The organism is Pseudomonas sp. Yb2C2, assembly GCF_052112325.1.
GTDB classification, from domain to species: Bacteria; Pseudomonadota; Gammaproteobacteria; order Pseudomonadales; family Pseudomonadaceae; genus Aquipseudomonas; species Aquipseudomonas marginalis.
Window position 1 is genome coordinate 257,017 of sequence record NZ_JAVAJK010000003.1, and the last position, 21,703, is coordinate 278,719.

A 21,703-nucleotide genomic window follows, 5' to 3' on the forward strand; every position below is an offset into this window, starting at 1 on the left:
GTGAAGCCGGTGCGCCTGGGTGATTTGTCGGTGGGCTTCGTGCACACTCTGGCCGACGCGATCCACAGCCACGGCCTCGACCCGCAACCGCTGCTGCTGCAATACGGCCTCGACCCCGCGCGCCTCGCCGAAGCGGGTGCACGCTTGTCGATCCCCCGTTATATGCGCCTGGGCCATGCGGCCATCCAACTCACCGGCGACCCCGGCCTGGGCCTGCGCATGGGCCAGCTCAGCCGCCTGAGCCAGGCCGGGCTGGCCGGGGTCACCGCCGCCCAGGCACCCAACGTACGTGAGGCGGCGCGCACCCTGACCCGCTTCGAGGCGCTGTACGGCTCCAACTATCGCGGCCAATCAAGTTTTCACGAGGACGCCGAAGGCGCCTGGCTGCGTTTCTATTCCATCAGCCCCTATAACGCCTACAACCGCTTCGTGGTGGACTCGATCATCGCCGGCTGGCTGCAGCAACTTTCGAGCCTGGCCCAGCAAACGGTGCAGGCGCAGCGGATTGAAATCGAGTTTGAAGCGCCGGACTACAGCGAACAGTACGCGGTGCTGGGCGATGGCCCGATCCAGTTCGGCGCCGACGCCAATCAACTGCGCCTGAGCCAGCAAACCCTGGCCCTGCGCAACCCGCAGCATTGTCCGAGTACCTGGCACCTGTTGCTGCAACTGTGTGAACGGGAACTGGAGCAGTTGACCCGCACCCGCAGCCTGCGCGAGCGCATTACCCGGTTGCTCGGGCCGATGCTCAATGGCGGCCGGGAACCCGACCTGGAAGAAGTGGCGGCACGCTTGAAGCTGCCGACCTGGACACTGCGCCGCAAACTGGCCGAAGAAGGCACACAGTTTCGCGCGATTCTCAACGATACCCGCCGCGACCTGGCCATGACCTACATTCGCGATACGGAACTGGCATTCGGCGAAATCGCCTACTTGCTCGGTTTTGCCTCGGCCCAGGCGTTTCAACGGGCGTTCAGGCGATGGAACAACCAGACCCCAGGGGAATTTCGCCGCAGTCAGCGGCATTCCGCCTGAAGTCGGTCTTACAGCTCGGTGGCGTCATCGGCCGGATCCAGAGGATCCAGTTCAAAGGCCTGGTACTCCAGCAGTTCTTCCTGGTATTCGTCCATGGTGGGCTCCTTGTTTTGAATTAAAAGCGGCTGCAGATAAATGACCTGCACAGCCAGCCTAAAGTGCCGTGATGACGAAAAAATGTCGACGTCATGACGTTCCTGCACTCCAGGATTAAACGTAGCAGCGTTGTGCGGATTTAGCACCGGGGTTTTGAGGCGCGATTGCAATCAGGGATGCACTGAAATGGACGGGAAGCATTCCAATGTGGGAGGGGGCTTGCCCCCGATAGCTGGGTGTCAGTCAACACATCTGTCACTGACCCACCGCTATCGGGAGCAAGCCCCCTCCCACATTCGATCTGCATCAAGTTTCAGACTTGCGTCGACCACGGGTTTGGACACCCGCCTCCACCGCCATCCCGGCGGTACGCTCCAACGCCTCGGCAAACGCCTGGCGCTGCTGCGGTTCGATCTGCGACAGGAACAACTCGTCCACCGTACTTTCGTAGATCTTCCACATTTTTTTACGCAACGCCCGGCCGGCATCGGTGATCGACGCAAATGCGGCGCGGCCATCGCCGTCGGAACGTGAACGCAGCACCAGGCCGTCCTTTTCCAGGCGATCTACCAGGCGCGTGAGGTTATAGCGCTCGATGGCCAGCACATCGGCCAATTCGTGCATGCGGCGGGTGCCTTCGGGGCCGCTTTCAAGGCCCCACAGTGCATCGTACCAGGCGTAAGGCGGCAAGTCGGCGGCCGCCAGGCGGCGCTCGATTTCACGGATGACCGTCCTGTGGGCCCTGACAAAACGGAACCATACATCAGGCTCTTTCGACGACATGCAACACCATCCGGCGGATTTCAAGAAGGTTGCAATAGTAGCTCATCCCGCGCTAGATTCGGCCATGTAGTTGCAATTGCAACAACATTGACGACGTTCCCACAAGGAGCCCGCCACTTGAAATCCGCCGACCCTGGAGCCTCACATGACCCCGAATAACGTAGTCAGACGCGACGTCGATCCACAGGAAACCCGCGAGTGGCTGGAGTCCATCGAATCGGTGCTGTCCACCGAAGGTCGCCCGCGCGCCCATTACCTGATCGATCAGTTGCTGGATTTCGACGTGGCGCGGCATGGTGATTTCTACGGGCGGGTGACCACGCCTTACGTCAACACCATCCCGGTGGAACGCCAGTTGCCCTACCCCGGCAACCTGGTCATCGAACGCCGTATCAACGCGTTTATCCGCTGGAACGCCATGGCCATGGTATTGCGTGCAGGCAAACACTCCGGTGTGGGTGGGCATATCGCCACTTATGCGTCAGCCGCTGTGCTGTACGACGTAGGTTTCGACCACTTCTTCCGTGGCCGCACCGACAACTTCGACGGCGACCTGGTGTACATCCAGGGCCACTCCTCGCCAGGCATCTACGGCCGTGCCTACCTCGAAGGCCGCATCAGCGAAGCACAACTGGATAACTTCCGCCGCGAAGCCGGTGGCGAGGGCATTTCGTCCTACCCCCACCCACGGCTGATGCCGGACTTCTGGCAATTCCCCACCGTGTCCATGGGCCTCGGGCCGATCACGGCGGCCTACCAGGCGCGCTTTATGCGCTACCTGGAGTTTCGTGACCTCAAGCAACACCAGGGCCGCAAGGTCTGGGCATTCCTCGGTGATGGCGAAATGGACCAGCCGGAATCCCTGGCCGCCATTTCCCTGGCCGGGCGCGAGAAACTCGACAACCTGATCTTCGTGGTCAACTGCAACCTGCAACGTCTGGACGGCCCGGTACGCGGCAATGCCAAGGTGATCCAGGAGTTCGAAAGCCTGTACCGCGCCGCCGGCTGGAATGTGATCAAAGTGATCTGGGGCGGTGGCTGGGATGCGCTGCTGGAAAAAGACACCGGCGGCCTGCTGCGCCAGCGCATGATGGAGTGCGTGGACGGTGACTACCAGAACTACAAATCCCAGAACGGCGCCTATGTGCGCGAACATTTCTTCGGCAAATACCCGGAGTTGCTGGCACTGGTTGCAGACCTGTCAGACGACGATATCTGGAAACTCTCACGGGGCGGCCATGACCCGGACAAGGTCTACAACGCCTATGCTGCCGCCGTACGCCACAGCGGCCAACCAACGGTGATCCTGGCAAAGACCGTCAAGGGCTTTGGCATGGGCGAAGCCGGCGAAGGCCAGAACATCAATCACCAACTGAAAAAGATGGGCGCCGATGCCGTCAAAGCCTTCCGCGACCGCTTCGGCCTGGAAGTGCCCGATGAGCAACTGGCTGAAATTCCGTACCTCAAGCCCACCGCCGACAGCGAAGAAGCCCGTTACTTCGCCGCGCGTCGCCAGGCCCTGGGCGGCTATGTACCCGCGCGCCACACGGCGGTCGAACCGTTGCAGATCCCCGAACTGAGCGCCTTCGCCACTCAGCTCAAGGACACTGGCGAGCGCGCGATATCAACCACCATGGCCTTCGTGCGCATCCTCGGCACCCTGCTGAAAGACCCGCACCTGGGCAAGCTGATCGTGCCCATCGTGCCGGACGAATCACGCACCTTCGGCATGGAAAGCCTGTTCCGTCAGATCGGTATCCACTCTGCCGTCGGCCAGCTCTACACCCCACAGGACTCCGGGCAACTGAGCTATTACAAGGAGAGCAAGGACGGACAGATCATGCAGGAAGGCCTGAATGAGTCCGGGGCCATTTCCTCGTGGATAGCGGCGAGTACGTCCTACAGCAATCACGGCCTGATGACCGTGCCGTTCTACATCTTCTATTCGATGTTCGGCTTCCAGCGCGTCGGCGACCTGGCCTGGGCAGCGGGCGATGCACGGGCACGTGGTTTCCTGCTGGGTGCCACGGCCGGGCGCACCACGTTGATGGGCGAAGGCCTGCAGCATGACGATGGCCATAGCCATATCCTGTCGTCGGTGATTCCGTGCTGCGTGTCCTATGACCCGACCTTTGCCTACGAACTGGCGGTGATTATTCGCGAAGGCATGCGGCGTATGTATGTCGAACAGGAGGATATTTACTACTACATCACCCTGCTCAACGAAAACTACCCGCACCCGGCAATGCCCGAAGGTATGGAGGATGGCATTGTTAAAGGCATGTACCGCCTGAGCGGCAGCCAGCACGCCAAGGTGCAACTGATGGGCAGTGGTTCGATCCTGCGCGAAGTGATCGCCGCCGCCGACCTGCTCGCCAACGACTTTGCCGTGCAATGCAATGTATGGAGCGTGACCAGCCTGACCGAATTGCGCCGTGACGGGCACGCGGTGGAGCGCTGGAACCTGTTGCACCCCGAGCGTGAGCCACGCGAGAGCTACGTCGAGCAATGCCTGGCCGGGCAAACGGGACCGGTGGTGGTGGCGACGGATTACGTGAAGCTGTTCGCCGATCAGATCCGTCCGTTCGTGCCGGGCCGACGCTTTGTCGCACTGGGCACTGATGGTTTCGGGCAATCAGACACCCGGGAAGCCTTGCGCGCGTTCTTTGAGGTGGATCGCCACTTCATCGCCCTGGCTGCCCTGAAGGCACTGGCGGATGACGGCGTGATCGGTCGCGACAAGGTCAGTGAAGCGATCAAACGCTACGGGATCAACGTCGACAAGGCCGACCCCGTAGCGGTTTGATTTACTGCGCAGGCGTCGGCAGGGGCGGAATCGCTTCTGTCGGCGGCGGCAGGTCCGGCGTGGTGGCAGCGGGTGCGGGCTCGGCCTGCGGCGCAATCGGTGCAGCCTCAGGCGCGGGCACAACCGGCTCCGAGGCAGCCGGTGCGGCAGGCTCTTCCTTCGGCGCCTCGACTTTCTCTGCAGCCGGTGCGGCCTTCGGCTCCGGCACACCGAGGTCGGCCTTGGGCTGCTCGGGGATATGCTCGGCCTTCTTCACTTCCTGTGGCAGGAACACATCCACCAACGCAAAGTAACGGTCGTAGAACTTCGGCGCGGACACCGTCTCACTGGCCACCTTCACCATCGAGTCATCGGTAGAGCCGATCGGCATCGACACCGACCCCAGCACGCCCACGCCCAGGCTCGCGGAGTTGTTGACCTTCTTCAGCGCATAACGATCCTGCAGGGCATTGGCGAACATCGTCGAGTGGTTCTTGCCTTTGCCATCATCGGCGCACACCACGTTGAAGCTGATCTGCAGGTGCGTTTCGCCGGTCTGCTGGAAGCTCTTGTTACCCACGACCAGTTTCGGATCGCTGCTGGTGATGATGTAGCCCTGGCTCAGCAAGGCGCGCCGCGCGGCCTCGCACGCCGCTACATCGGTAACCGGGTAATCCCGGGAAAATGTACCGGAGTCGTCGAAGTTCTCATGTTCATAAATAGCGGTCTTGGGTGACGAGCAGCCCGCGGCGCCCGCCAGCACCAGCGCCAGCCCGAGGCTACGCAAGTGGAATGATGTCGACATTGATAATCCTGAGGAAAACGGTCTGGGCGGTATTGTGCAACAGAACGAGGCCTTGGCGCGCGCATTCCTGTCGGTAAAACGTCACAGGGTTACGCGCCGGGGCCTGCAGGGAAAAGCCCGGCGCACATATGGTCAATAAATACGCGGAGCTTGGCCGAGGTATGGCGACCGGGCCACAATATCCAGAAATTGCCCCGATGCTCCAGGTCATCATCCAGCACCCGTTGCAAGCGCCCTTCGTCCACGGCCTGGTTGACCATGTAGTCCGGCAGGCAGGCAATGCCCAAGCCCTCGAGCACCACATGCTTGAGGGACTCGATGGTGGTGCTGACCAGCGGCGTACGCAACAGCGGTTCCGCAGCCCCCGGGGCAAGGCGCAACGGCCAGGGCTCGAGCTTGCCCGTGGCGCAGAACTTGTGGCGCAGGCAGGCGTGGCCATTGAGGTCCTGTGGTTGCTGCGGCGTGCCGTGTTGGGCGAAGTAGCCCGGCGTGGCGACGAGTACCAACTGGTAGTGGCCCAGATGACGCGCCATCAAGCGCGAATCTTCCGGCTTGCCCGTGCGAATCACCGCATCGAAACCTTCCTCGATCACGTCCACCATGCGGTCGGAAAAATCCACGTCCAGCTCGATCTCCGGGTAGGTGCGCATAAAGTCACTGAGCACCGGCATCAACAAGCCGCGCACCTGCGGCACACTGATGCGCAACTTGCCCCGTGGCGTTGCAGCGGCGTCCGTCAGCTCCTGCTCGGCCGCTTCCACCTCAGCGAGAATCCGCCGCGAGCGCTCAAGGAACAGTGCACCTTCACTGGTCAAGGTGATACTGCGCGTGCTGCGGTGAAACAGCCGCACGCCCAGGCGCTCTTCCATCCGCGCAATGCTTTTGCCCACGGCCGACGACGACACCCCCAGCACGCGGCCGGCGGCGGTGAAGCTGAGCGTCTGCGCCACCTGCACAAATACCGACAGGCTGCCCAAGCTGTCCATGATCTGCCTCCAATTACGGACATCCGCGTCCGATAAGTTCGGAACCTTAGCCTGTTTTTCCGTCAACCACAGCCCCCTACTCTGCCTGCTTGCCCTTTTACCTGGATAAAACGTCATGAGCAGCAGCCCTTCACTCACCGCATCAGCCCAACGGGATTCTTTACCCTTGGGCGGTCTAATGGCCCTGGCCAGCGCCGGCTTTATTACCATCCTCACCGAAGCCATGCCCGCCGGGCTTCTGCCGCAGATGGGCGACGGCCTGGGCGTGTCGCCCGCCTTGGTCGGCCAATTGGTTACCCTCTACGCCCTTGGCTCCCTGCTGGCAGCCATCCCGCTGACGCTGCTGACCCGCGGCTGGCGCAGGCGGCCGTTGTTGCTGCTGGCCATTGGCGGCTTTGCCTTGGTCAATAGCGTAACCGCGCTGTCCAGCCATTACGGGTTGACCCTGGTGGCGCGCTTTTTTGCCGGGGTCTTCGCCGGGTTGCTGTGGGCGTTGCTGGCGGGTTATGCGAGCCGAATGGTGGCGCCACACCTGCAAGGTCGCGCCATTGCCGTGGCGATGCTGGGTGCACCCCTGGCGCTGTCGCTGGGTGTACCTGCGGGCACCTTCCTCGGCACCGCCGTTGGCTGGCGCTTGAGCTTTGCGATCATGACCGGGCTGACCCTGGTGCTGCTCGCCTGGGCACGCTGGCAACTGCCGGACTTTGCCGGCGAACGGGCGGATAGACGCCTGGGGCTGCGCCAGGTGCTGAACCTGCCGGGCATTCGTCCGGTGCTATGGGTGACGTTTACCTACGTGCTGGCCCACAACATTCTGTACACCTACATCGCCCCGTTGCTGGTGCCCGCAGGGGTCGATGCGGACGTTGACCGAGTACTGCTGGTGTTCGGCCTCGCGGCAGTGCTGAGCATCTGGCTGGCAGGTGTATTGATTGACCGGTGGTTGCGCGCCTTGCTGCTGATCAGTTGTGCGCTGTTTGGCCTGATCGCCCTTGCGCTGGCGTTGTGGATCAATGTGCCGGCAGTCATCTATATCGCCGTGACGTTATGGGGCCTGGCGTTCGGCGGTTTGCCGGCATTGCTGCAAACCGCACTGGCCCAATCGGCGGGCAAGTCGGCGGATGCCGCACAATCCATGCTGGTGACCGTGTGGAACCTGGGGATAGCCGGTGGCGGCCTGGCGGGTGGCGTATTGCTTCAAGGTTGGGGCGTCACGGCCTTTCCATGGGCGGTTGTGCTTCTGATGCTGCTGGCCTGGGCCGGTGCATCACAGGCGGCGCCCCAGCAGTTGGCCCGGCCACCCCGCCAAGTCGAACGTTGAAATGCGCTGGTAGCCACAGGACTCATAAAAACGCACCAGATCCCCTGTCCCGCCGCCGTAGCAGTCCACACGCAAGCGCGTGACTCCTGCTGCGCGGGCCTGGTCATCGGCAAAGGCCATCATGCGCCGGCCAAGGCCGCGAACACTCGGGTCACGCGCGGCAATCAACAGGCGCACATACACCTCGGGCTCAGTCGCCGAAGGTACATAAGGCATGGGATCGCCCACCACCAGCGCTCCTCGGAGATGCCCCTCGGGGTCCTCGACAACCCAGGCCCCGGGCAACGCGCAGGCTTCAGCCACTTGCGCGACCCGCCGGGGCGACCCCGACCAGGGCTCGGTGCCCCACTGATGGGTATTGCCCCTGCCAACGAACCAGGCGATCACCTCGTCGAACACCTGCAGCACCGCAGGAACATCCGCCACGCTGGCGCGGCGGATCAGCAAGCCATCCATTCCTTGAATCAACACGCTTGGAACTCCTGGGTCGACGATACCGAGTACCCAGTCTAGCGCACACATAAAAAAGCCCCCGGTCTTTTCAGGCCGGGGGCTTCTTGTTCAAAGCGACATCAGTACTTCTTGATATCAGCCTTGGTTTCCAACTGCTTGCGGTACGCCGCAAAGTCCTGCTGGCCGACACGGGAAGCGAGGAAGCGGCGGTATTGCGCCTTTTCTTCGTCCGTTGGGGCGGCCGCTTCGTTGACGCCGTTCAAGCGCACGATCACCAGGCTGCCATCAGCCAGGGTCACGGTGGTGAAGGTCGGCTTGTCCTTGGCCGCAGGCTTGGGCATGCGGAACAGGGCTTGCAGCACGGCCGGGTCAATCGCTTCCTGGCTACGGGTAGCCGCTTCAGTGACTTTCCAGGCCTGGCCGTCGACCGGCTGGTTCAGCGGGGTCTTGCCATCACGCAGGCTGGCGATCAGTTCGTCAGCGTGAGTCTTGGCAGCCGCGCTGGCGCGCTCCTTGGCCATCTGTGTGCGAATCGCCGCAGCAACGCTTTCCAGCGGCAGTTGCGCCGGTTTGCGGTGCTCTTTGGCACGCAGCACGATGATGGTTTCCGGGTCCAGCTCGATGGCGCTGCTGTTGGCACCCTCATCCAGCACTTCCGGGCTGAACGCAGCGGTGACCACGGCGCGGTTGGCCGCGACACCGTCACCACCTTCACGGCCAAACGGCGCGGAGGTGTGTACGGTCAGCTTCAGGTCCGATGCTGGTTGGGCCAGGTCGGAGGCTTCGAATGCCGCATCTTCCAATTGCTTGGTTGCTTCGACAAAACGCTGCTCGACCTGTTGGGTCTTGAGCTCGCGGGTCAGCTTGTCTTTCAGGCTGGCAAACGTCGGCACTTGCGGTGCTTCAACGCCCAACAGCTTGATCAAATGCCAACCGAAGGTGCTGCGCACCGGCGCCGAAACCTGGTCTTTGTTCAACGCGTACAAGGCAGCTTCGAAGTCAGGGTCGTAGACGCCAGGGCCGGCAAAGCCCAGATCGCCGCCATTGTTGGCCGAACCTGGATCCTGGGAGAACTCCTTGGCCAGGGCCTCGAACTTCTCACCCTTGGCCAGGCGTGCCTGGATTTCTTCGATCTTGGCCTTGGCTTGCGCGTCGGTGACCTTGTCGTTGACTTCAATCAGGATGTGCGCGGCACGACGCTGTTCAGCGAGGTTGGCGGTTTCTTTCTGATAGGCAGCCTGCAGTTCATCGTCCTTGACGCTGACCTGGTCGAAGAAGGAAGACTTCTTCAGTTCCAAGTAGTCAATGACCACCTGGTCCGGGGTCATGAACTCCTTGGCGTGCTGGTCATAGTAAGCCTTGACCTCGTCGTCGGTGAGTTTCACCGCCGCAGGGTTGGCCTTGATATTGACGGTAGCGAAATCGCGGGTCTGTTTTTCCAGACGGGCGAATGCCAGCACTTCGGCGTCGGTCACGAAACCGCTGCCGGCGATGCCTGCGCGCACCTGGCCGATCAGCATTTCCTGGGTCAGCATCTGACGGAACTGCAGACGGCTGTAGCCCAGCTGACGGATCACCTGGTCAAAGCGTTCGGCGTTGAACTTGCCGTCCACCTGGAATTCCGGCGTCTGCAGGATCACCTGGTCCAGTGCAGCTTCAGAGAAGCCAAACTTGGAGTCGGCAGCGCCTTGCAGCAGCAGCTTGCGATCGATCAGGCCCTTGAGGGCCGCTTCGCGCAGCAGTTTTTCGTCCAGCAGTGAAGCATCGAAATCCTTGCCCAGCTGTTGCATCAGCTGGCGACGTTGCATGTCGACGGCCTGGCTCAGTTCAGTCTGGGTGATTTCTTCACCGTTGACCTTGGCCACGTCCTGCTTGGTGTTGGTCGAAGCCTGGAAAATGGCCTCGATACCGGTGAACGCCATCAATGCGACGATGATCCCGATAATGGTCTTGGCAATCCAGCCTTGTGAATTGTCCCTGATATTTTGCAGCATGCGTCCCCCAGAAACGGTTGAACTTCAAAAATTGGCAACCGTGGAGCGTGGGTAGAGTCCGGATAGAAGAAAGGCGCATCCGAGGATGCGCCTTCTCGTAACTGGCGGAGCGGACGGGGGGTTGAATCTACACCCCCGGCTTGGCGACCCGATGGATACTTGGGTCAGCTTTCGCTCCGCTGCCAGGCCAGACCTGCGTCCGACCCGGGTAGCAAAGGCTTGATCGAAGCTTAGTTAACCGCTTCTTTCAGGGCTTTACCGGCTTTGAAACCTGGTTTCTTGGCAGCAGCGATTTGCAGTGCTTTGCCAGTCTGTGGGTTACGGCCAGTGCGAGCTGGGCGGTCAGTCACAGAGAAAGTACCGAAGCCTACCAGTACCACGGAGTCGCCGGCCTTCAGAGCGCCAGTGACGGATTCGATTACTGCATCCAGCGCACGGCCGGCAGCAGCTTTCGGGATATCAGCGGATGCAGCGATAGCATCAATCAGTTCCGACTTGTTCACTCTAAGTCCCCTTATATATCTATTGAGTATGATTCTAAGTTTTTTGGTAAACAGCAAAAACCAGTGCTGAATGGCCTACAGACACTTAAGAGCCGCTTTATAACAAGGGCTCTAAAAAGCTGTCAAGGAAGCCCCCAGGCTTATTCACATTAATGCGTGCTAATTCTTTCCTTGGAATCAGACTCTCGTTTTTCGTCCTTTGCAACTATCTCCGGAACCACATCCGGCAAGGGCTCCGGCGCGTATTGCAGCGCAATTTGCAGGACCTCGTCAATCCATTTAACCGGTTTAATCTGAAGATCCTGCTTGATATTGTCAGGAATTTCCTTCAAGTCGCGAACATTCTCTTCAGGAATGATCACAGTCTTGATGCCACCGCGGTGTGCAGCCAGCAATTTCTCTTTCAGGCCACCAATGGCCAATACCTGGCCACGCAGGGTGATTTCCCCGGTCATCGCAACATCGGCGCGCACCGGTATGCCGGTCAATGCCGAAACCAGGGCCGTGCACATGCCTACGCCAGCGCTCGGACCATCCTTCGGTGTAGCCCCTTCCGGCATGTGGATGTGGGTGTCGTGCTTCTCGTGGAAGTCCAGGGGGATCCCCAGGCTCCTGGCGCGGCTGCGCACCACGGTCTGCGCGGCGGTAATGGATTCGACCATCACGTCACCGAGGGAGCCGGTCTTGATCAACTGGCCCTTGCCGGGGATCACCGCAGCTTCGATGGTCAGCAATTCGCCGCCCACCTGGGTCCACGCCAGGCCAGTCACCTGCCCTACCTGATCCTGCTGTTCTGCCAGGCCGTAACGGAATTTACGCACACCCAGGAAGTGCTCAAGAGCGTCGGCCGAGACCTTCACCGAGAAGCGTTTTTCCAGCGCGTGCTCCTTGACCGCCTTGCGGCAAATCTTCGCGATCTGGCGCTCAAGGCCCCGGACACCGGCCTCGCGAGTGTAGTAGCGCACGATGTCGCGGATCGACTCGACGTCGAATTCGATCTCGCCCTTCTTCAGGCCATTGGCCGAAATCTGCTTGGGCGCGAGGTATTTGACGGCGATATTGATCTTCTCGTCTTCGGTGTAACCCGGCAGACGAATCACCTCCATCCGGTCCAGCAATGCCGGCGGGATGTTCATGGAGTTGGAGGTGCACAGGAACATTACGTCGGACAGGTCGTAGTCGACCTCCAGGTAATGGTCGTTGAAATTGTGGTTCTGCTCAGGGTCGAGCACTTCCAGCAAGGCCGATGCCGGATCGCCACGCATGTCGCTGCCCATTTTGTCGATTTCATCGAGCAGGAACAGCGGGTTGCGCACACCCACCTTTGTCATTTTTTGAATCAATCTTCCTGGCATCGAACCGATGTAAGTCCGGCGATGGCCACGAATTTCCGCCTCATCGCGCACACCACCGAGGGCCATGCGCACGAATTTACGGTTGGTGGCATTGGCGATGGACTCGGCCAGGGAGGTTTTACCTACCCCAGGCGGGCCAACCAGGCACAACACCGGGCCACGAATCTTCTTCACGCGCTTCTGCACGGCGAGGTATTCGAGGATGCGTTCTTTGACTTCTTCAAGGCCATAGTGGTCGGCATCAAGGATATCTTCGGCACGGGCCAGGTCCAGGCGTACCTTGGTCTGGGCCTTCCACGGCACCTGCACCAGCCAGTCGATGTACGAGCGCACCACGGTGGCTTCGGCCGACATCGGCGACATTTGCTTGAGCTTGTTCAACTCGGCGGTGGCTTTGGCCAGGGCGTCTTTCGGCAGGCCGGCAGCATCGATGCGCTTTTTCAGCTCTTCGATTTCGTTGTGGCCTTCCTCGCTGTCGCCGAGTTCCTTCTGAATGGCCTTCATCTGCTCATTCAGGTAGTACTCGCGCTGGCTGCGCTCCATTTGTTTTTTGACCCGACCCCGGATGCGCTTCTCGACCTGGAGCAGGTCGATCTCGGCATCCAGCAACGCCAGCACGTGTTCGACACGGGCCGACAGGTCAATGATTTCGAGGATGTCCTGCTTCTGCTCGATCTTCAGCGCCATGTGCGCGGCCATGGTGTCGACCAGGCGGCTTGGCTCATCGATGCTATTGAGGGAAGACAGGACTTCAGCCGGGACTTTCTTGCCCAACTGCACGTACTGCTCGAACTGCGAGAGCAGGCTGCGCACAAACACTTCGGACTCGCGCTCAGGGGCCTCGACTTCGTCGATCAGCACCACTTCGGCGCGCAGGTGGCCGTCCACCTCCATGAAACGCTCTACCGCACCGCGCTGCTCGCCTTCCACCAGCACCTTGACGGTGCCATCGGGCAGCTTGAGCAGTTGCAGGACAGTGGCAATGGTGCCGACGCGATACAGGGCATCTTCGCCTGGATCATCATCGGCAGGATTTTTCTGGGCCAACAGCAGGATCTGCTTGTCGCCCGTCATCGCGGCCTCGAGGGCTTCGATAGACTTCTCGCGCCCCACGAACAGCGGGATAACCATGTGCGGATAGACGACGACATCACGCAACGGCAGGAGAGGCAATTCGATGGTTGTCTTCATGATTTCGCCTCTATGACAGTTGAAAAATAAGCTTGAAACCAAGATGGGGGCTGCGTGTAAAAAAAACAAGCTCAATGCTGGCAGTTACACGCAGTAAAAATCCTTATGAAAAACAAAGGAGCCCCTAGAGGCCCCTTCGTTTGTACCAAAACTGCGAAACGCTTACGCGTCTGGCGCAGCCTTGGCAGTCGGCTCACTGTTTTCGTAGATATACAGTGGCTTGGACTTACCTTCTATAACGCTTTCGTCGATCACCACTTTACTCACCTCGGACTGCGAGGGGATTTCGTACATGGTGTCGAGCAATACACCTTCGAGGATCGAACGCAGGCCACGTGCACCGGTCTTGCGCTCCAGTGCCCGCTTGGCCACCGATTTGAGCGCGTCGGTACGGAACTCAAGGTCCACACCTTCCATCTCGAACAGCTTGGCGTATTGCTTGGTCAGGGCGTTTTTCGGTTCGGTGAGGATCTGAATCAGAGCCGCCTCATCCAACTCGTCCAACGTGGCCAGGACCGGCAGACGGCCAACGAATTCCGGGATCAGACCGAACTTGACCAGATCGTCAGGCTCGACTTCACGCAGGGACTCGCCCACCTTCTTGCCTTCTTCCTTGCTGCGCACTTCTGCACTGAAACCGATGCCGCCACGGGTAGACCGTTGCTGAATAACCTTCTCCAGGCCGGAGAATGCACCGCCACAGATAAACAGGATGTTGCGCGTATCAACCTGAAGGAATTCCTGCTGCGGGTGCTTGCGGCCGCCTTGTGGCGGTACGGAAGCAACCGTGCCTTCGATCAGTTTCAACAGGGCCTGCTGCACGCCTTCACCGGAAACGTCCCGAGTGATCGACGGGTTGTCGGACTTGCGCGAGATCTTGTCGATTTCGTCGATGTAGACAATACCCATCTGGGCCTTCTCTACGTCGTAGTCGCACTTCTGCAGCAGTTTCTGAATGATGTTCTCGACATCTTCGCCCACGTAGCCAGCCTCGGTGAGGGTGGTGGCGTCAGCGATGGTGAACGGAACGTTCAGCAGGCGAGCGAGGGTTTCTGCAAGCAGGGTCTTACCCGAGCCTGTAGGACCGATCAGCAAGATGTTGCTCTTGCCGAGTTCGACTTCGTCGCCTTTCTTGTCACGCTGGTTCAAGCGCTTGTAGTGGTTGTATACCGCTACGGCCAGAACCTTCTTTGCACGCTCTTGACCAATCACATACTGATCAAGGATGCCGCTGATTTCTTTAGGCGAAGGCAATTTATGCGCGCTGCTTTCGGCCTGGGCTTCCTGCACCTCCTCACGGATGATGTCATTGCACAGGTCGACGCACTCGTCGCAGATAAAGACCGAGGGGCCGGCAATCAATTTGCGCACTTCATGCTGGCTTTTGCCACAGAAGGAGCAATAGAGCAGCTTGCCGTTGTCCTCGCCGTTGCGGGTGTCAGTCATTCGTTCGATCCAAATCCGATAGGCTTGCAACACAAGATGAAGGCTTATGCGGGCTTTTTCAAGCCCGCAGATGATCGGGAAACCCGACCAGCCCTATTTTGAGCGGCTTATATTAAGCGGGGCGCTTTTCGATCACTGCGTCGATCAACCCATATTCACGTGCGGCTTCGGCGCTCATGAAGTTGTCACGGTTGGTGTCGCGCTCGATTTCTTCCAGGGTGTGCCCGCTGTGCTTGGCCATCAGCGTGTTGAGACGTTCGCGGATGAAGAGGATTTCCTTGGCGTGGATTTCGATGTCCGACGCCTGGCCCTGGAAACCGCCCAGTGGCTGGTGAATCATCACGCGCGAGTTCGGCAGGCAGTAACGCTTGCCCTCGGCACCTGCGGTCAGCAGGAACGCGCCCATGCTGCAGGCCTGGCCAATGCAGGTAGTCGATACGTTCGGCTTGATGAACTGCATGGTGTCGTAGATCGACATGCCCGCTGTCACCGAACCGCCCGGCGAGTTGATGTAGAGATGGATGTCCTTGTCCGGGTTTTCCGCTTCAAGGAACAGCAGTTGCGCACAGATCAGGTTGGCCATGTAGTCCTCTACCGGGCCCACCAGAAAGATCACTCGCTCCTTGAGCAGGCGCGAGTAGATGTCGTAGGCGCGTTCACCACGAGCGGACTGCTCGACAACCATCGGGACCAGGCCGCCTGCGGCCTGGATATCAGAGTTCTGCTGAATATAGGAATTACGGAACATGCTCTGCAGTTACTCCCAAATAGTCATGTCTTGAAAACGCATAAGCCAGCGCGAGGCTGGCTTATGGTTGAATTTCCAACGAGTTGGACAATCAGTCGGCTTGTGCTGCTTCCGCCGGCTTGACTGCTTCTTCGTAAGAGACCGCTTTATCGGTCACCTTAGCCTTCTGCAGAACAGTATCCACAACTTGTTCTTCCAGCACAACCGAACGTACTTCGTTCAGCTGCTGGTCGTTCTTGTAGTACCAGGACACGACCTGCTCAGGCTCCTGGTAGGCCGAAGCCATTTCCTGGATCATTTCGCGGACGCGATCTTCGTCAGGCTTGAGGTCGAACTGCTTGACCACTTCAGCCACGATCAGACCCAGCACCACACGGCGCTTGGCTTGCTCTTCGAACAGCTCGGCCGGCAGCTGGTCTGGCTTGATGTTGCCGCCGAACTGCTGGACAGCCTGTACGCGCAGGCGATCCACTTCGTTGGACAGCAGGGCCTTAGGCACTTCGATCGGGTTGGAGGCCAGCAGACCGTCCATGACCTGGTTCTTGACCTTGGACTTGATAGCCTGGCGCAGCTCGCGCTCCATGTTCTTGCGAACTTCGGTGCGGAAGCCTTCGATACCGGTTTCCTTGATGCCGAACTGATTGAAGAATTCTTCGTTCAGCTCTGGCAGCTTAGGCTCGGAAACGCTGTTGACGGTCACGGTGAACTCGGCGGCTTTGCCAGCCAGGTCCAGGTTCTGGTAGTCAGCAGGGAATTCCAGGTTCAGGACCCGCTCTTCGCCAGCCTTGGCGCCAACCAGGCCGTCTTCGAAGCCAGGAATCATGCGGTTGGAACCCAGCACCAGCTGAGTGCCCTTGGCGGAGCCGCCAGCGAATGCTTCGCCGTCAACCTTGCCAACGAAATCGATGTTCAACTGGTCTTCGTTCTGGGCAGCACGGTCGACCACTTCGAAACGGGTGTTCTGCTTGCGCAGGATTTCCAGCATGTTGTCCAGGTCCGAATCAGCCACTTCGGCGCTCAGGCGCTCGATAGCGATACCGTCGAAACCGGCCACTTCGAACTCGGGGAACACTTCGAATACGGCAACGTATTCCAGGTCCTTGCCCGCTTCCAGGGACTTGGGTTCGATCGAAGGCGAACCAGCCGGGTTCAGCTTTTGCTCAACCACTGCTTCGTAGAAAGAAGCCTGGATCACGTCACCGACGGCTTCATTGCGTGCATCAGCACCAAAACGGCGCTTGATTTCGCTCATTGGCACTTTGCCTGGACGGAAACCAGCGATCTTGGCCTTTTGGGCAGTCTGCTGCAGACGCTTGTTGACCGCAGTCTCGATGCGCTCAGCCGGCACGGTGATGCTCATGCGGCGCTCGAGAGCAGTAGTATTTTCAACAGAAACTTGCATGGATATTCCTCGTTGCACAGACGTTAGCCGGCCATTTCCGACCCCAATCAAGGGCATGCATTCTAGTGGGTCAAACTCAAGAAGTCACCCTACTGGAAATACGCCCGTAAACAGCCGGCAATTTATCGATACGAAGGCACTGTCGCGCCCCGCCCCGGTGACAAATAAAGCCAATCACGCCAGGGCTCTGCGCCGCCCCTTCTATATATAGAAGGGGTCGTCGCTCATCTCCCTGACGCCCACCCCGCAGTGAGGGCAGATAACAACGCAGTATCATCGAGACACATAAATACGATGAAACGCACCGCCATCGCGACCCAGAACCTGCAGCCACGACAATCCGAACCGCCAAAACCAAAAAAGGCGCCAGACTGTTAAATCTGGCGCCTTTCGAATATGGGGTGGACGAAGGGGATCGAACCCTCGACAACGGGAGTCACAATCCCGTGCTCTACCAACTGAGCTACGCCCACCATATTGCGTTAACAAAGAAACCAAACCACTTCTTTGTCGAGCCCTACCCTGCGTATAGACCGAGTAAAGCTTTATTGGTGCGGATGAAGAGACTCGAACTCTTACGCCTTGCGGCGCTGGAACCTAAATCCAGTGTGTCTACCAATTCCACCACATCCGCGCTTGAAGCTCTTAAAGCAAAGGCGCCAGACGGTTAATCTGGCGCCTTTCAAAATATGGGGTGGACGAAGGGGATCGAACCCTCGACAACGGGAGTCACAATCCCGTGCTCTACCAACTGAGCTACGCCCACCATATAGCGCTACTTGTGCCAAAGCTGCCTAATGGCGCACCCGGCAGGACTCGAACCTGCGACCATCCGCTTAGAAGGCGGATGCTCTATCCAGCTGAGCTACGGGCGCCTTATTAATCTGTACTCTTGGAGGATTACAAACTAAGTGCTTCCAGCCTTGCAGAACAACGATTCTGCTCGACCTTCTTAACCAGTGCTAGGCTGTGCCCGACAAGTGCGACGAATAGTATAGAGGGCCTGGAAACCCGTCAAATCTTTTTTGAAAAAAATTCATTTTATTTAAGGGGTTAGGCCAATTTGCGGACCAAGCGCCTTTGCCCTCACGCCGTGGCGTGCGAGAATGCGCGCACTTTTCCTCCCCCTCTCGATGGTTAATCACGCGTAATGACTGCACAACTTATCGACGGCAAATCAATCGCCGCCAGCCTGCGCCAGCAGATCGCCAAACGAGTCACCGAGCGCAGCCAGCAAGGCTTGCGCACGCCTGGCCTCGCGGTGATCCTGGTCGGCAGCGATCCTGCCTCTCAGGTTTATGTCTCGCACAAGCGTAAAGACTGTGAAGAGGTCGGCTTTCTTTCCAAGGCCTACGACCTGCCTGCCGACACCACCCAGCAGGCCCTGACCGACCTGATCGACAGCCTCAACGACGACCCGGCGATGGACGGCATCCTCCTGCAATTGCCATTGCCCGCGCACCTGGACGCGTCCAAGTTGCTCGAGCGCATCCGCCCTGACAAAGACGTCGACGGTTTCCATCCCTATAACGTCGGCCGCCTGGCCCAGCGTATCCCGCTGCTGCGCCCGTGCACGCCCAAAGGCATCATGACCCTGCTGGAAAGCACCGGTGTCGACCTGTACGGCCTCGATGCCGTCATCGTCGGCGCGTCCAACATCGTGGGCCGCCCCATGGCCATGGAGTTGCTGCTGGCCGGTTGCACCGTCACCGTGACCCACCGTTTCACCAAGGACCTCGCAGGCCACGTTGGCCGTGCCGACCTGGTCGTCGTGGCCGCCGGTAAGCCGGGCCTGGTCAAGGGCGAATGGATCAAGGAAGGCGCCATCGTCATCGACGTGGGCATCAACCGCCAGGAAGACGGCAAGCTGGTCGGCGACGTGGTGTATGAAACCGCCCTGCCCCGCGCTGGCTGGATCACCCCGGTGCCGGGTGGCGTTGGCCCGATGACCCGTGCCTGCCTGCTGGAAAATACCCTGTACGCCGCAGAAACCCTGCACGGTTAATAACCAGTCGTACTGAAAAAGCCCTGCCTTATCGCAGGGCTTTTTATTGCCCGGAAGAAAACCTGTTTTTTCTTAGTTTTTAAGCACTTTCGTCTGGTTTTAGAAGAACATTCGACAGTCTGTCGTCCATACTCCTAAAATGTAACGCCATTTGTCACAGAACCCGTTTCCCAACGGTATTTCTTACTTTTTTAGCGAGTTCATCCGCGTGAAAATTCGTCTTTCCATTGTCAGCCTATTTTTTGCTTTCACCGGCACCTTTGCACACGCTGCCGACTCCGCCCTGGCGCCGCGGGATCCATCCAAACTGCAGATCGCTTCCGGCAGCGCCATGCTGGTGGACCTGCAAACCAACAAGGTCATCTACGCCAGCAACCCCGACGTGGTGGTGCCTATCGCCTCGGTGAGCAAACTGATGACGGGCCTGATCGTGCTTGAAGCCAAGCAGAACATGGACGAGTACATCGACATTAACATCACCGACACGCCGGAGATGAAAGGCGTGTTCTCCCGCGTGAAGATCGGCAGCCAGATGCCGCGCAAGGAGATGTTGCTGATTGCCCTGATGTCCTCGGAAAACCGCGCCGCCGCGAGCCTGGCGCACCACTATCCGGGCGGCTACGCGGCCTTTATTGCCGCGATGAACGCCAAGGCCAAGGCCCTGGGCATGACCAGCACCCATTATGTCGAGCCCACCGGCCTGTCGATCCACAACGTGTCCACCGCCCGCGACTTGAGCAAGCTGCTGGCCTACGCGCAAAAATTTCCGATGCTGAGCCAGTTGAGCACCACCAAGGAAAAGACCGTAGCGTTCCGCAAGCCCAACTACACCCTGGGTTTCTCCAATACCGACCACCTGATCAACCGCGCCAACTGGGATATCAAGCTGACCAAGACCGGTTTCACCAACCAGGCCGGTCATTGCCTGGTGCTGGTCACCCGCATGGGTAATCGTCCGGTGTCGCTGGTGATCCTGGATGCTTTCGGCAAATTCACCCACTTTGCCGATGCCAGCCGTATCCGTAACTGGGTCGAGACCGGCAAGGGCGGCTCGGTGCCGGACGTCGCTCTGCGCTACAAGGCTGATAAGAACCTGAAGAACCGCGCGAATGCCGCCGAAGTCCGCCGCTAAGGAACACCGAGAACTCATTTAGGAGGGGCTCGCCCCTCCCATTTTATTTGTGTTCCGCCAACACCTTGAGCGCCTGCGCCGCCGCCCGCTCCTGCCCGGCCTGGGCCGTTGCGTTCGCCGAGTCCCGCCAGCGCTGCGCATCCACATTGGCCGGCAACTGGCTCGGGCGCTGAGTGAGGATTGCCCAGTGCCCGGCACTGCTCCACTTCGACTCAAAGTCGCTGAAGCTCATCAGCAGGCGTCGGTCCATGCCTGAACGCAACAGCACCGTGCTTTTCTGCTGGTTGAAACCCACCACGACCACGTAGCACGCGTCAGACAACAGGCCGCCGCCAATCCGCGCCATCACCGGGTAACCCGCCGCCACCTGCGCCAGTACCGCGGTCAGCTTGGCATCCAGCGGGTACACCATCAGCCCGTACTCACGGGCCAGCACCTGCATGTTGCGCTCCAGGTCCGCTTCCCCGCCCGGCAAATGCAACGGTTTATCCAACAAGCCCGGTGTCATCACAATGCCTTGTTGCGACAGCATGCTGGCTAACGCTGTAGGACCACTCTGATAAGCCTCGCTGCGAAAGGTCGGCACACCATTGAGTTCGACACGTTCCGGCAGGCCCGGAAGTTTCGACGGCTGCCCGGAACAGGCCGCGAGCCCCAGGGCACAGGCCAGCAACAAGGATGTTTTAAGGTTCGACCGTAACCGCAATTTTTTACTCTCTTGATCAACTGCCGGTGAGGGCCCTGATCATAGGACGCTCTGCCACGCGGGTATAGCCCACAGGCTCAGTAAAGCGTCGCGGATAGAGCAAACGAGTTGGACGAACACGACCATTGGTCAATAGCAGGCAACCGCCGGGTAGCTAGACTGTCCATTGAGAAGACTGTGTGTGCCCCCTGCGGGGCGAAAAGGAGGCCAAAATGAGCCTTGCAACAACGATTTTCCTGTTGATCTGCGGTTGGCTGGCGGTAGCCGGCGCCATGTTGTGGGGGGTGTTGCGCATTACTCGCCGGCACCATCACCCCCACGTCAAACCTGCGGCACCCGCCAAGCCCCATAGAGCGGCGGTGCACCACGCCTAGCCAGGCATGCAATTGAAATCCTGAGTCGCTGCGACTTCCTTACCGTGCCCGTCCATCAGGGATGCGCGCACGGTGGTGCCCAGGCTCGACTCCACCAGGGTGTAATGCTCACCCGCCTTGAAATCCTTGTACTCGACCCGACCCTGGCAGTCCTGCTGGTTGTCGTCGCCTGCCTCTTCCTCGAACAACGTCACGTCCAGGCGGTGATCCCCGGGGGTCACCTCGAAAAAGCGCCCGTCGTCGACACGCTTGCCGTCCACACGTTCGGCCATCAGGTCGTTCGGCGCTTCTTCTTTCAAGCCGATCCAGGCTTCGCTGGGGTCCGCCTTGGGAATCGGGCCGGCACAGGCCGACAACAACAAAACAGCCCCCAGGGCGGGGATCAACAATAAAGGTTTGAGTGACATGGCAGGGCTCCAAAGAACATCAGTTAAAAGACAAGTCGTCCGATGGGATGCAAGCTTGGGCAGCCACGCCCTGTAGAACAAATGAATCCATATGAAACGATCTTCAGCCCTTACCTAAATGTTCCTTCACCTGGCTGAAAGGCGCGTGTTAGGTGGGTCGGGCAAGACTGCCGGGG

The 21,703-nt window shown here is 59.5% G+C and carries 19 protein-coding genes and 4 tRNA genes; 6 read left to right on the plus strand and 17 right to left on the minus strand.

The features are described 5' to 3' along the window. The gene (locus Q8X51_RS05490; RefSeq protein WP_065924139.1) at window positions 1-1,035 is read left to right on the plus strand and encodes an AraC family transcriptional regulator; all 1,035 of its coding nucleotides are present in this window, start codon (window positions 1-3) and stop codon (window positions 1,033-1,035) included. A gap of 8 nt (window positions 1,036-1,043) precedes the next feature. Here Q8X51_RS05490 and Q8X51_RS05495 read toward each other — a convergent pair whose 3' ends face one another. Both Q8X51_RS05495 and Q8X51_RS05500 read right to left on the minus strand, forming a co-directional pair. Further along, the gene (locus tag Q8X51_RS05495; protein WP_137212152.1) at window positions 1,044-1,301 is read right to left on the minus strand and encodes a hypothetical protein; all 258 of its coding nucleotides are present in this window, start codon (window positions 1,299-1,301) and stop codon (window positions 1,044-1,046) included. 136 nt (window positions 1,302-1,437) lie between these two features. Next, on the minus strand, window positions 1,438-1,914 hold the full coding sequence (locus Q8X51_RS05500) for a MarR family winged helix-turn-helix transcriptional regulator (protein ID WP_027606249.1): 477 nt from the start codon (window positions 1,912-1,914) through the stop codon (window positions 1,438-1,440). 145 nt (window positions 1,915-2,059) lie between these two features. Between Q8X51_RS05500 and aceE the strand changes: the two genes are divergently transcribed. After that, a complete protein-coding gene (gene aceE / locus Q8X51_RS05505) occupies window positions 2,060-4,720 on the plus strand; it encodes a pyruvate dehydrogenase (acetyl-transferring), homodimeric type (protein ID WP_065924141.1) in 2,661 nt (886 codons plus the stop codon). A gap of 1 nt (window position 4,721) precedes the next feature. Here aceE and Q8X51_RS05510 read toward each other — a convergent pair whose 3' ends face one another. Beyond that, window positions 4,722-5,504, minus strand: a complete 783-nt coding sequence (locus Q8X51_RS05510) for a DUF2242 domain-containing protein (protein ID WP_027606248.1) — start codon at window positions 5,502-5,504, stop codon at window positions 4,722-4,724. A gap of 89 nt (window positions 5,505-5,593) precedes the next feature. Continuing rightward, a complete protein-coding gene (locus Q8X51_RS05515) occupies window positions 5,594-6,490 on the minus strand; it encodes a LysR family transcriptional regulator (RefSeq protein ID WP_065927027.1) in 897 nt (298 codons plus the stop codon). A 115-nt stretch (window positions 6,491-6,605) separates the two neighbouring features. Between Q8X51_RS05515 and Q8X51_RS05520 the strand changes: the two genes are divergently transcribed. Further along, window positions 6,606-7,811, plus strand: a complete 1,206-nt coding sequence (locus Q8X51_RS05520) for an MFS transporter (protein WP_407694135.1) — start codon at window positions 6,606-6,608, stop codon at window positions 7,809-7,811. Here Q8X51_RS05520 and Q8X51_RS05525 read toward each other — a convergent pair. The 11 genes from Q8X51_RS05525 to Q8X51_RS05575 all read right to left on the minus strand — a co-directional run bounded on the left by Q8X51_RS05525 (window position 7,758) and on the right by Q8X51_RS05575 (window position 17,778). Beyond that, a complete protein-coding gene (locus Q8X51_RS05525) occupies window positions 7,758-8,282 on the minus strand; it encodes a GNAT family N-acetyltransferase (protein ID WP_141690815.1) in 525 nt (174 codons plus the stop codon). The genes Q8X51_RS05520 and Q8X51_RS05525 overlap by 54 nt on opposite strands. A 101-nt stretch (window positions 8,283-8,383) precedes the next feature. Continuing rightward, window positions 8,384-10,258 (minus strand): SurA N-terminal domain-containing protein, encoded by a 1,875-nt coding sequence (locus tag Q8X51_RS05530; protein WP_027606244.1) that lies wholly within the window; start codon window positions 10,256-10,258, stop codon window positions 8,384-8,386. A gap of 230 nt (window positions 10,259-10,488) precedes the next feature. Further along, complete coding sequence (locus tag Q8X51_RS05535; RefSeq protein WP_003174819.1) at window positions 10,489-10,761, minus strand: HU family DNA-binding protein; 273 nt, start codon at window positions 10,759-10,761, stop codon at window positions 10,489-10,491. 149 nt (window positions 10,762-10,910) lie between these two features. Next, complete coding sequence (gene lon / locus Q8X51_RS05540) at window positions 10,911-13,307, minus strand: endopeptidase La (RefSeq protein WP_065927024.1); 2,397 nt, start codon at window positions 13,305-13,307, stop codon at window positions 10,911-10,913. A 162-nt stretch (window positions 13,308-13,469) separates the two neighbouring features. After that, window positions 13,470-14,753: an ATP-dependent Clp protease ATP-binding subunit ClpX gene (gene clpX / locus Q8X51_RS05545; protein ID WP_003238279.1), complete on the minus strand. Its 1,284-nt coding sequence runs from the start codon at window positions 14,751-14,753 to the stop codon at window positions 13,470-13,472. Window positions 14,754-14,865: 112 nt separating this feature from the next. Beyond that, window positions 14,866-15,501: an ATP-dependent Clp endopeptidase proteolytic subunit ClpP gene (clpP, locus tag Q8X51_RS05550; RefSeq protein ID WP_003174822.1), complete on the minus strand. Its 636-nt coding sequence runs from the start codon at window positions 15,499-15,501 to the stop codon at window positions 14,866-14,868. Between the two features lie 91 nt (window positions 15,502-15,592). Continuing rightward, window positions 15,593-16,903, minus strand: a complete 1,311-nt coding sequence (gene tig / locus Q8X51_RS05555; RefSeq protein WP_407694136.1) for a trigger factor — start codon at window positions 16,901-16,903, stop codon at window positions 15,593-15,595. A 397-nt stretch (window positions 16,904-17,300) separates the two neighbouring features. Then, window positions 17,301-17,376, minus strand: a tRNA-His gene (locus Q8X51_RS05560). Window positions 17,377-17,452: 76 nt separating this feature from the next. Next, a tRNA-Leu gene (locus Q8X51_RS05565) sits at window positions 17,453-17,537 on the minus strand. 56 nt (window positions 17,538-17,593) lie between these two features. Beyond that, a tRNA-His gene (locus tag Q8X51_RS05570) sits at window positions 17,594-17,669 on the minus strand. Window positions 17,670-17,701: 32 nt separating this feature from the next. Then, window positions 17,702-17,778: transfer RNA gene (locus tag Q8X51_RS05575), tRNA-Arg, on the minus strand. Window positions 17,779-18,053: 275 nt separating this feature from the next. On the opposite strand from Q8X51_RS05575, the gene folD reads away from it, so the two are divergent. Together folD and pbpG are read left to right on the plus strand one after the other, a co-directional pair. Continuing rightward, window positions 18,054-18,908 carry a bifunctional methylenetetrahydrofolate dehydrogenase/methenyltetrahydrofolate cyclohydrolase FolD gene (gene folD / locus Q8X51_RS05580; protein WP_065927023.1) on the plus strand — a complete coding sequence of 285 codons (855 nt, stop codon included), beginning with the start codon at window positions 18,054-18,056 and terminating at the stop codon, window positions 18,906-18,908. 208 nt (window positions 18,909-19,116) lie between these two features. Beyond that, on the plus strand, window positions 19,117-20,040 hold the full coding sequence (gene pbpG, locus Q8X51_RS05585; protein ID WP_065927030.1) for a D-alanyl-D-alanine endopeptidase: 924 nt from the start codon (window positions 19,117-19,119) through the stop codon (window positions 20,038-20,040). 43 nt (window positions 20,041-20,083) lie between these two features. Here the strand turns inward: pbpG and Q8X51_RS05590 are convergent, their stop codons facing one another. Beyond that, window positions 20,084-20,746 carry a peptidase C39 family protein gene (locus tag Q8X51_RS05590; RefSeq protein WP_407694137.1) on the minus strand — a complete coding sequence of 221 codons (663 nt, stop codon included), beginning with the start codon at window positions 20,744-20,746 and terminating at the stop codon, window positions 20,084-20,086. Window positions 20,747-20,958: 212 nt separating this feature from the next. Here Q8X51_RS05590 and Q8X51_RS05595 point away from each other — a divergent pair, with 212 nt between their 5' ends. Further along, on the plus strand, window positions 20,959-21,120 hold the full coding sequence (locus Q8X51_RS05595) for a hypothetical protein (protein ID WP_162844269.1): 162 nt from the start codon (window positions 20,959-20,961) through the stop codon (window positions 21,118-21,120). Here the strand turns inward: Q8X51_RS05595 and Q8X51_RS05600 are convergent. Next, entirely contained in the window at window positions 21,117-21,527 is a 411-nt protein-coding gene (locus Q8X51_RS05600) for a PA0061/PA0062 family lipoprotein (protein ID WP_065927021.1), read from the minus strand. The two genes, Q8X51_RS05595 and Q8X51_RS05600, sit on opposite strands and share 4 nt — an antisense overlap. Between the last annotated feature and the right edge of the window lie 176 nt (window positions 21,528-21,703).

What these genes read in the sequence shown, in the direction of transcription:
- Q8X51_RS05520 (WP_407694135.1), top strand. Translation starts at nt 6,606, where the DNA reads ATGAGCAGCAGCCCTTCACTCACCGCATCAGCCCAACGGGATTCTTTA.
- clpX (WP_003238279.1), bottom strand. Translation starts at nt 14,753, where the DNA reads ATGACTGACACCCGCAACGGCGAGGACAACGGCAAGCTGCTCTATTGC.
- Q8X51_RS05595 (WP_162844269.1), top strand. Translation starts at nt 20,959, where the DNA reads ATGAGCCTTGCAACAACGATTTTCCTGTTGATCTGCGGTTGGCTGGCG.
- Q8X51_RS05600 (WP_065927021.1), bottom strand. Translation starts at nt 21,527, where the DNA reads ATGTCACTCAAACCTTTATTGTTGATCCCCGCCCTGGGGGCTGTTTTG.
- clpP (WP_003174822.1), bottom strand. Translation starts at nt 15,501, where the DNA reads ATGTTCCGTAATTCCTATATTCAGCAGAACTCTGATATCCAGGCCGCA.
- folD (WP_065927023.1), top strand. Translation starts at nt 18,054, where the DNA reads ATGACTGCACAACTTATCGACGGCAAATCAATCGCCGCCAGCCTGCGC.
- Q8X51_RS05530 (WP_027606244.1), bottom strand. Translation starts at nt 10,258, where the DNA reads ATGCTGCAAAATATCAGGGACAATTCACAAGGCTGGATTGCCAAGACC.
- aceE (WP_065924141.1), top strand. Translation starts at nt 2,060, where the DNA reads ATGACCCCGAATAACGTAGTCAGACGCGACGTCGATCCACAGGAAACC.
- Q8X51_RS05500 (WP_027606249.1), bottom strand. Translation starts at nt 1,914, where the DNA reads ATGTCGTCGAAAGAGCCTGATGTATGGTTCCGTTTTGTCAGGGCCCAC.
- lon (WP_065927024.1), bottom strand. Translation starts at nt 13,307, where the DNA reads ATGAAGACAACCATCGAATTGCCTCTCCTGCCGTTGCGTGATGTCGTC.
- tig (WP_407694136.1), bottom strand. Translation starts at nt 16,903, where the DNA reads ATGCAAGTTTCTGTTGAAAATACTACTGCTCTCGAGCGCCGCATGAGC.
- Q8X51_RS05515 (WP_065927027.1), bottom strand. Translation starts at nt 6,490, where the DNA reads ATGGACAGCTTGGGCAGCCTGTCGGTATTTGTGCAGGTGGCGCAGACG.
- Q8X51_RS05510 (WP_027606248.1), bottom strand. Translation starts at nt 5,504, where the DNA reads ATGTCGACATCATTCCACTTGCGTAGCCTCGGGCTGGCGCTGGTGCTG.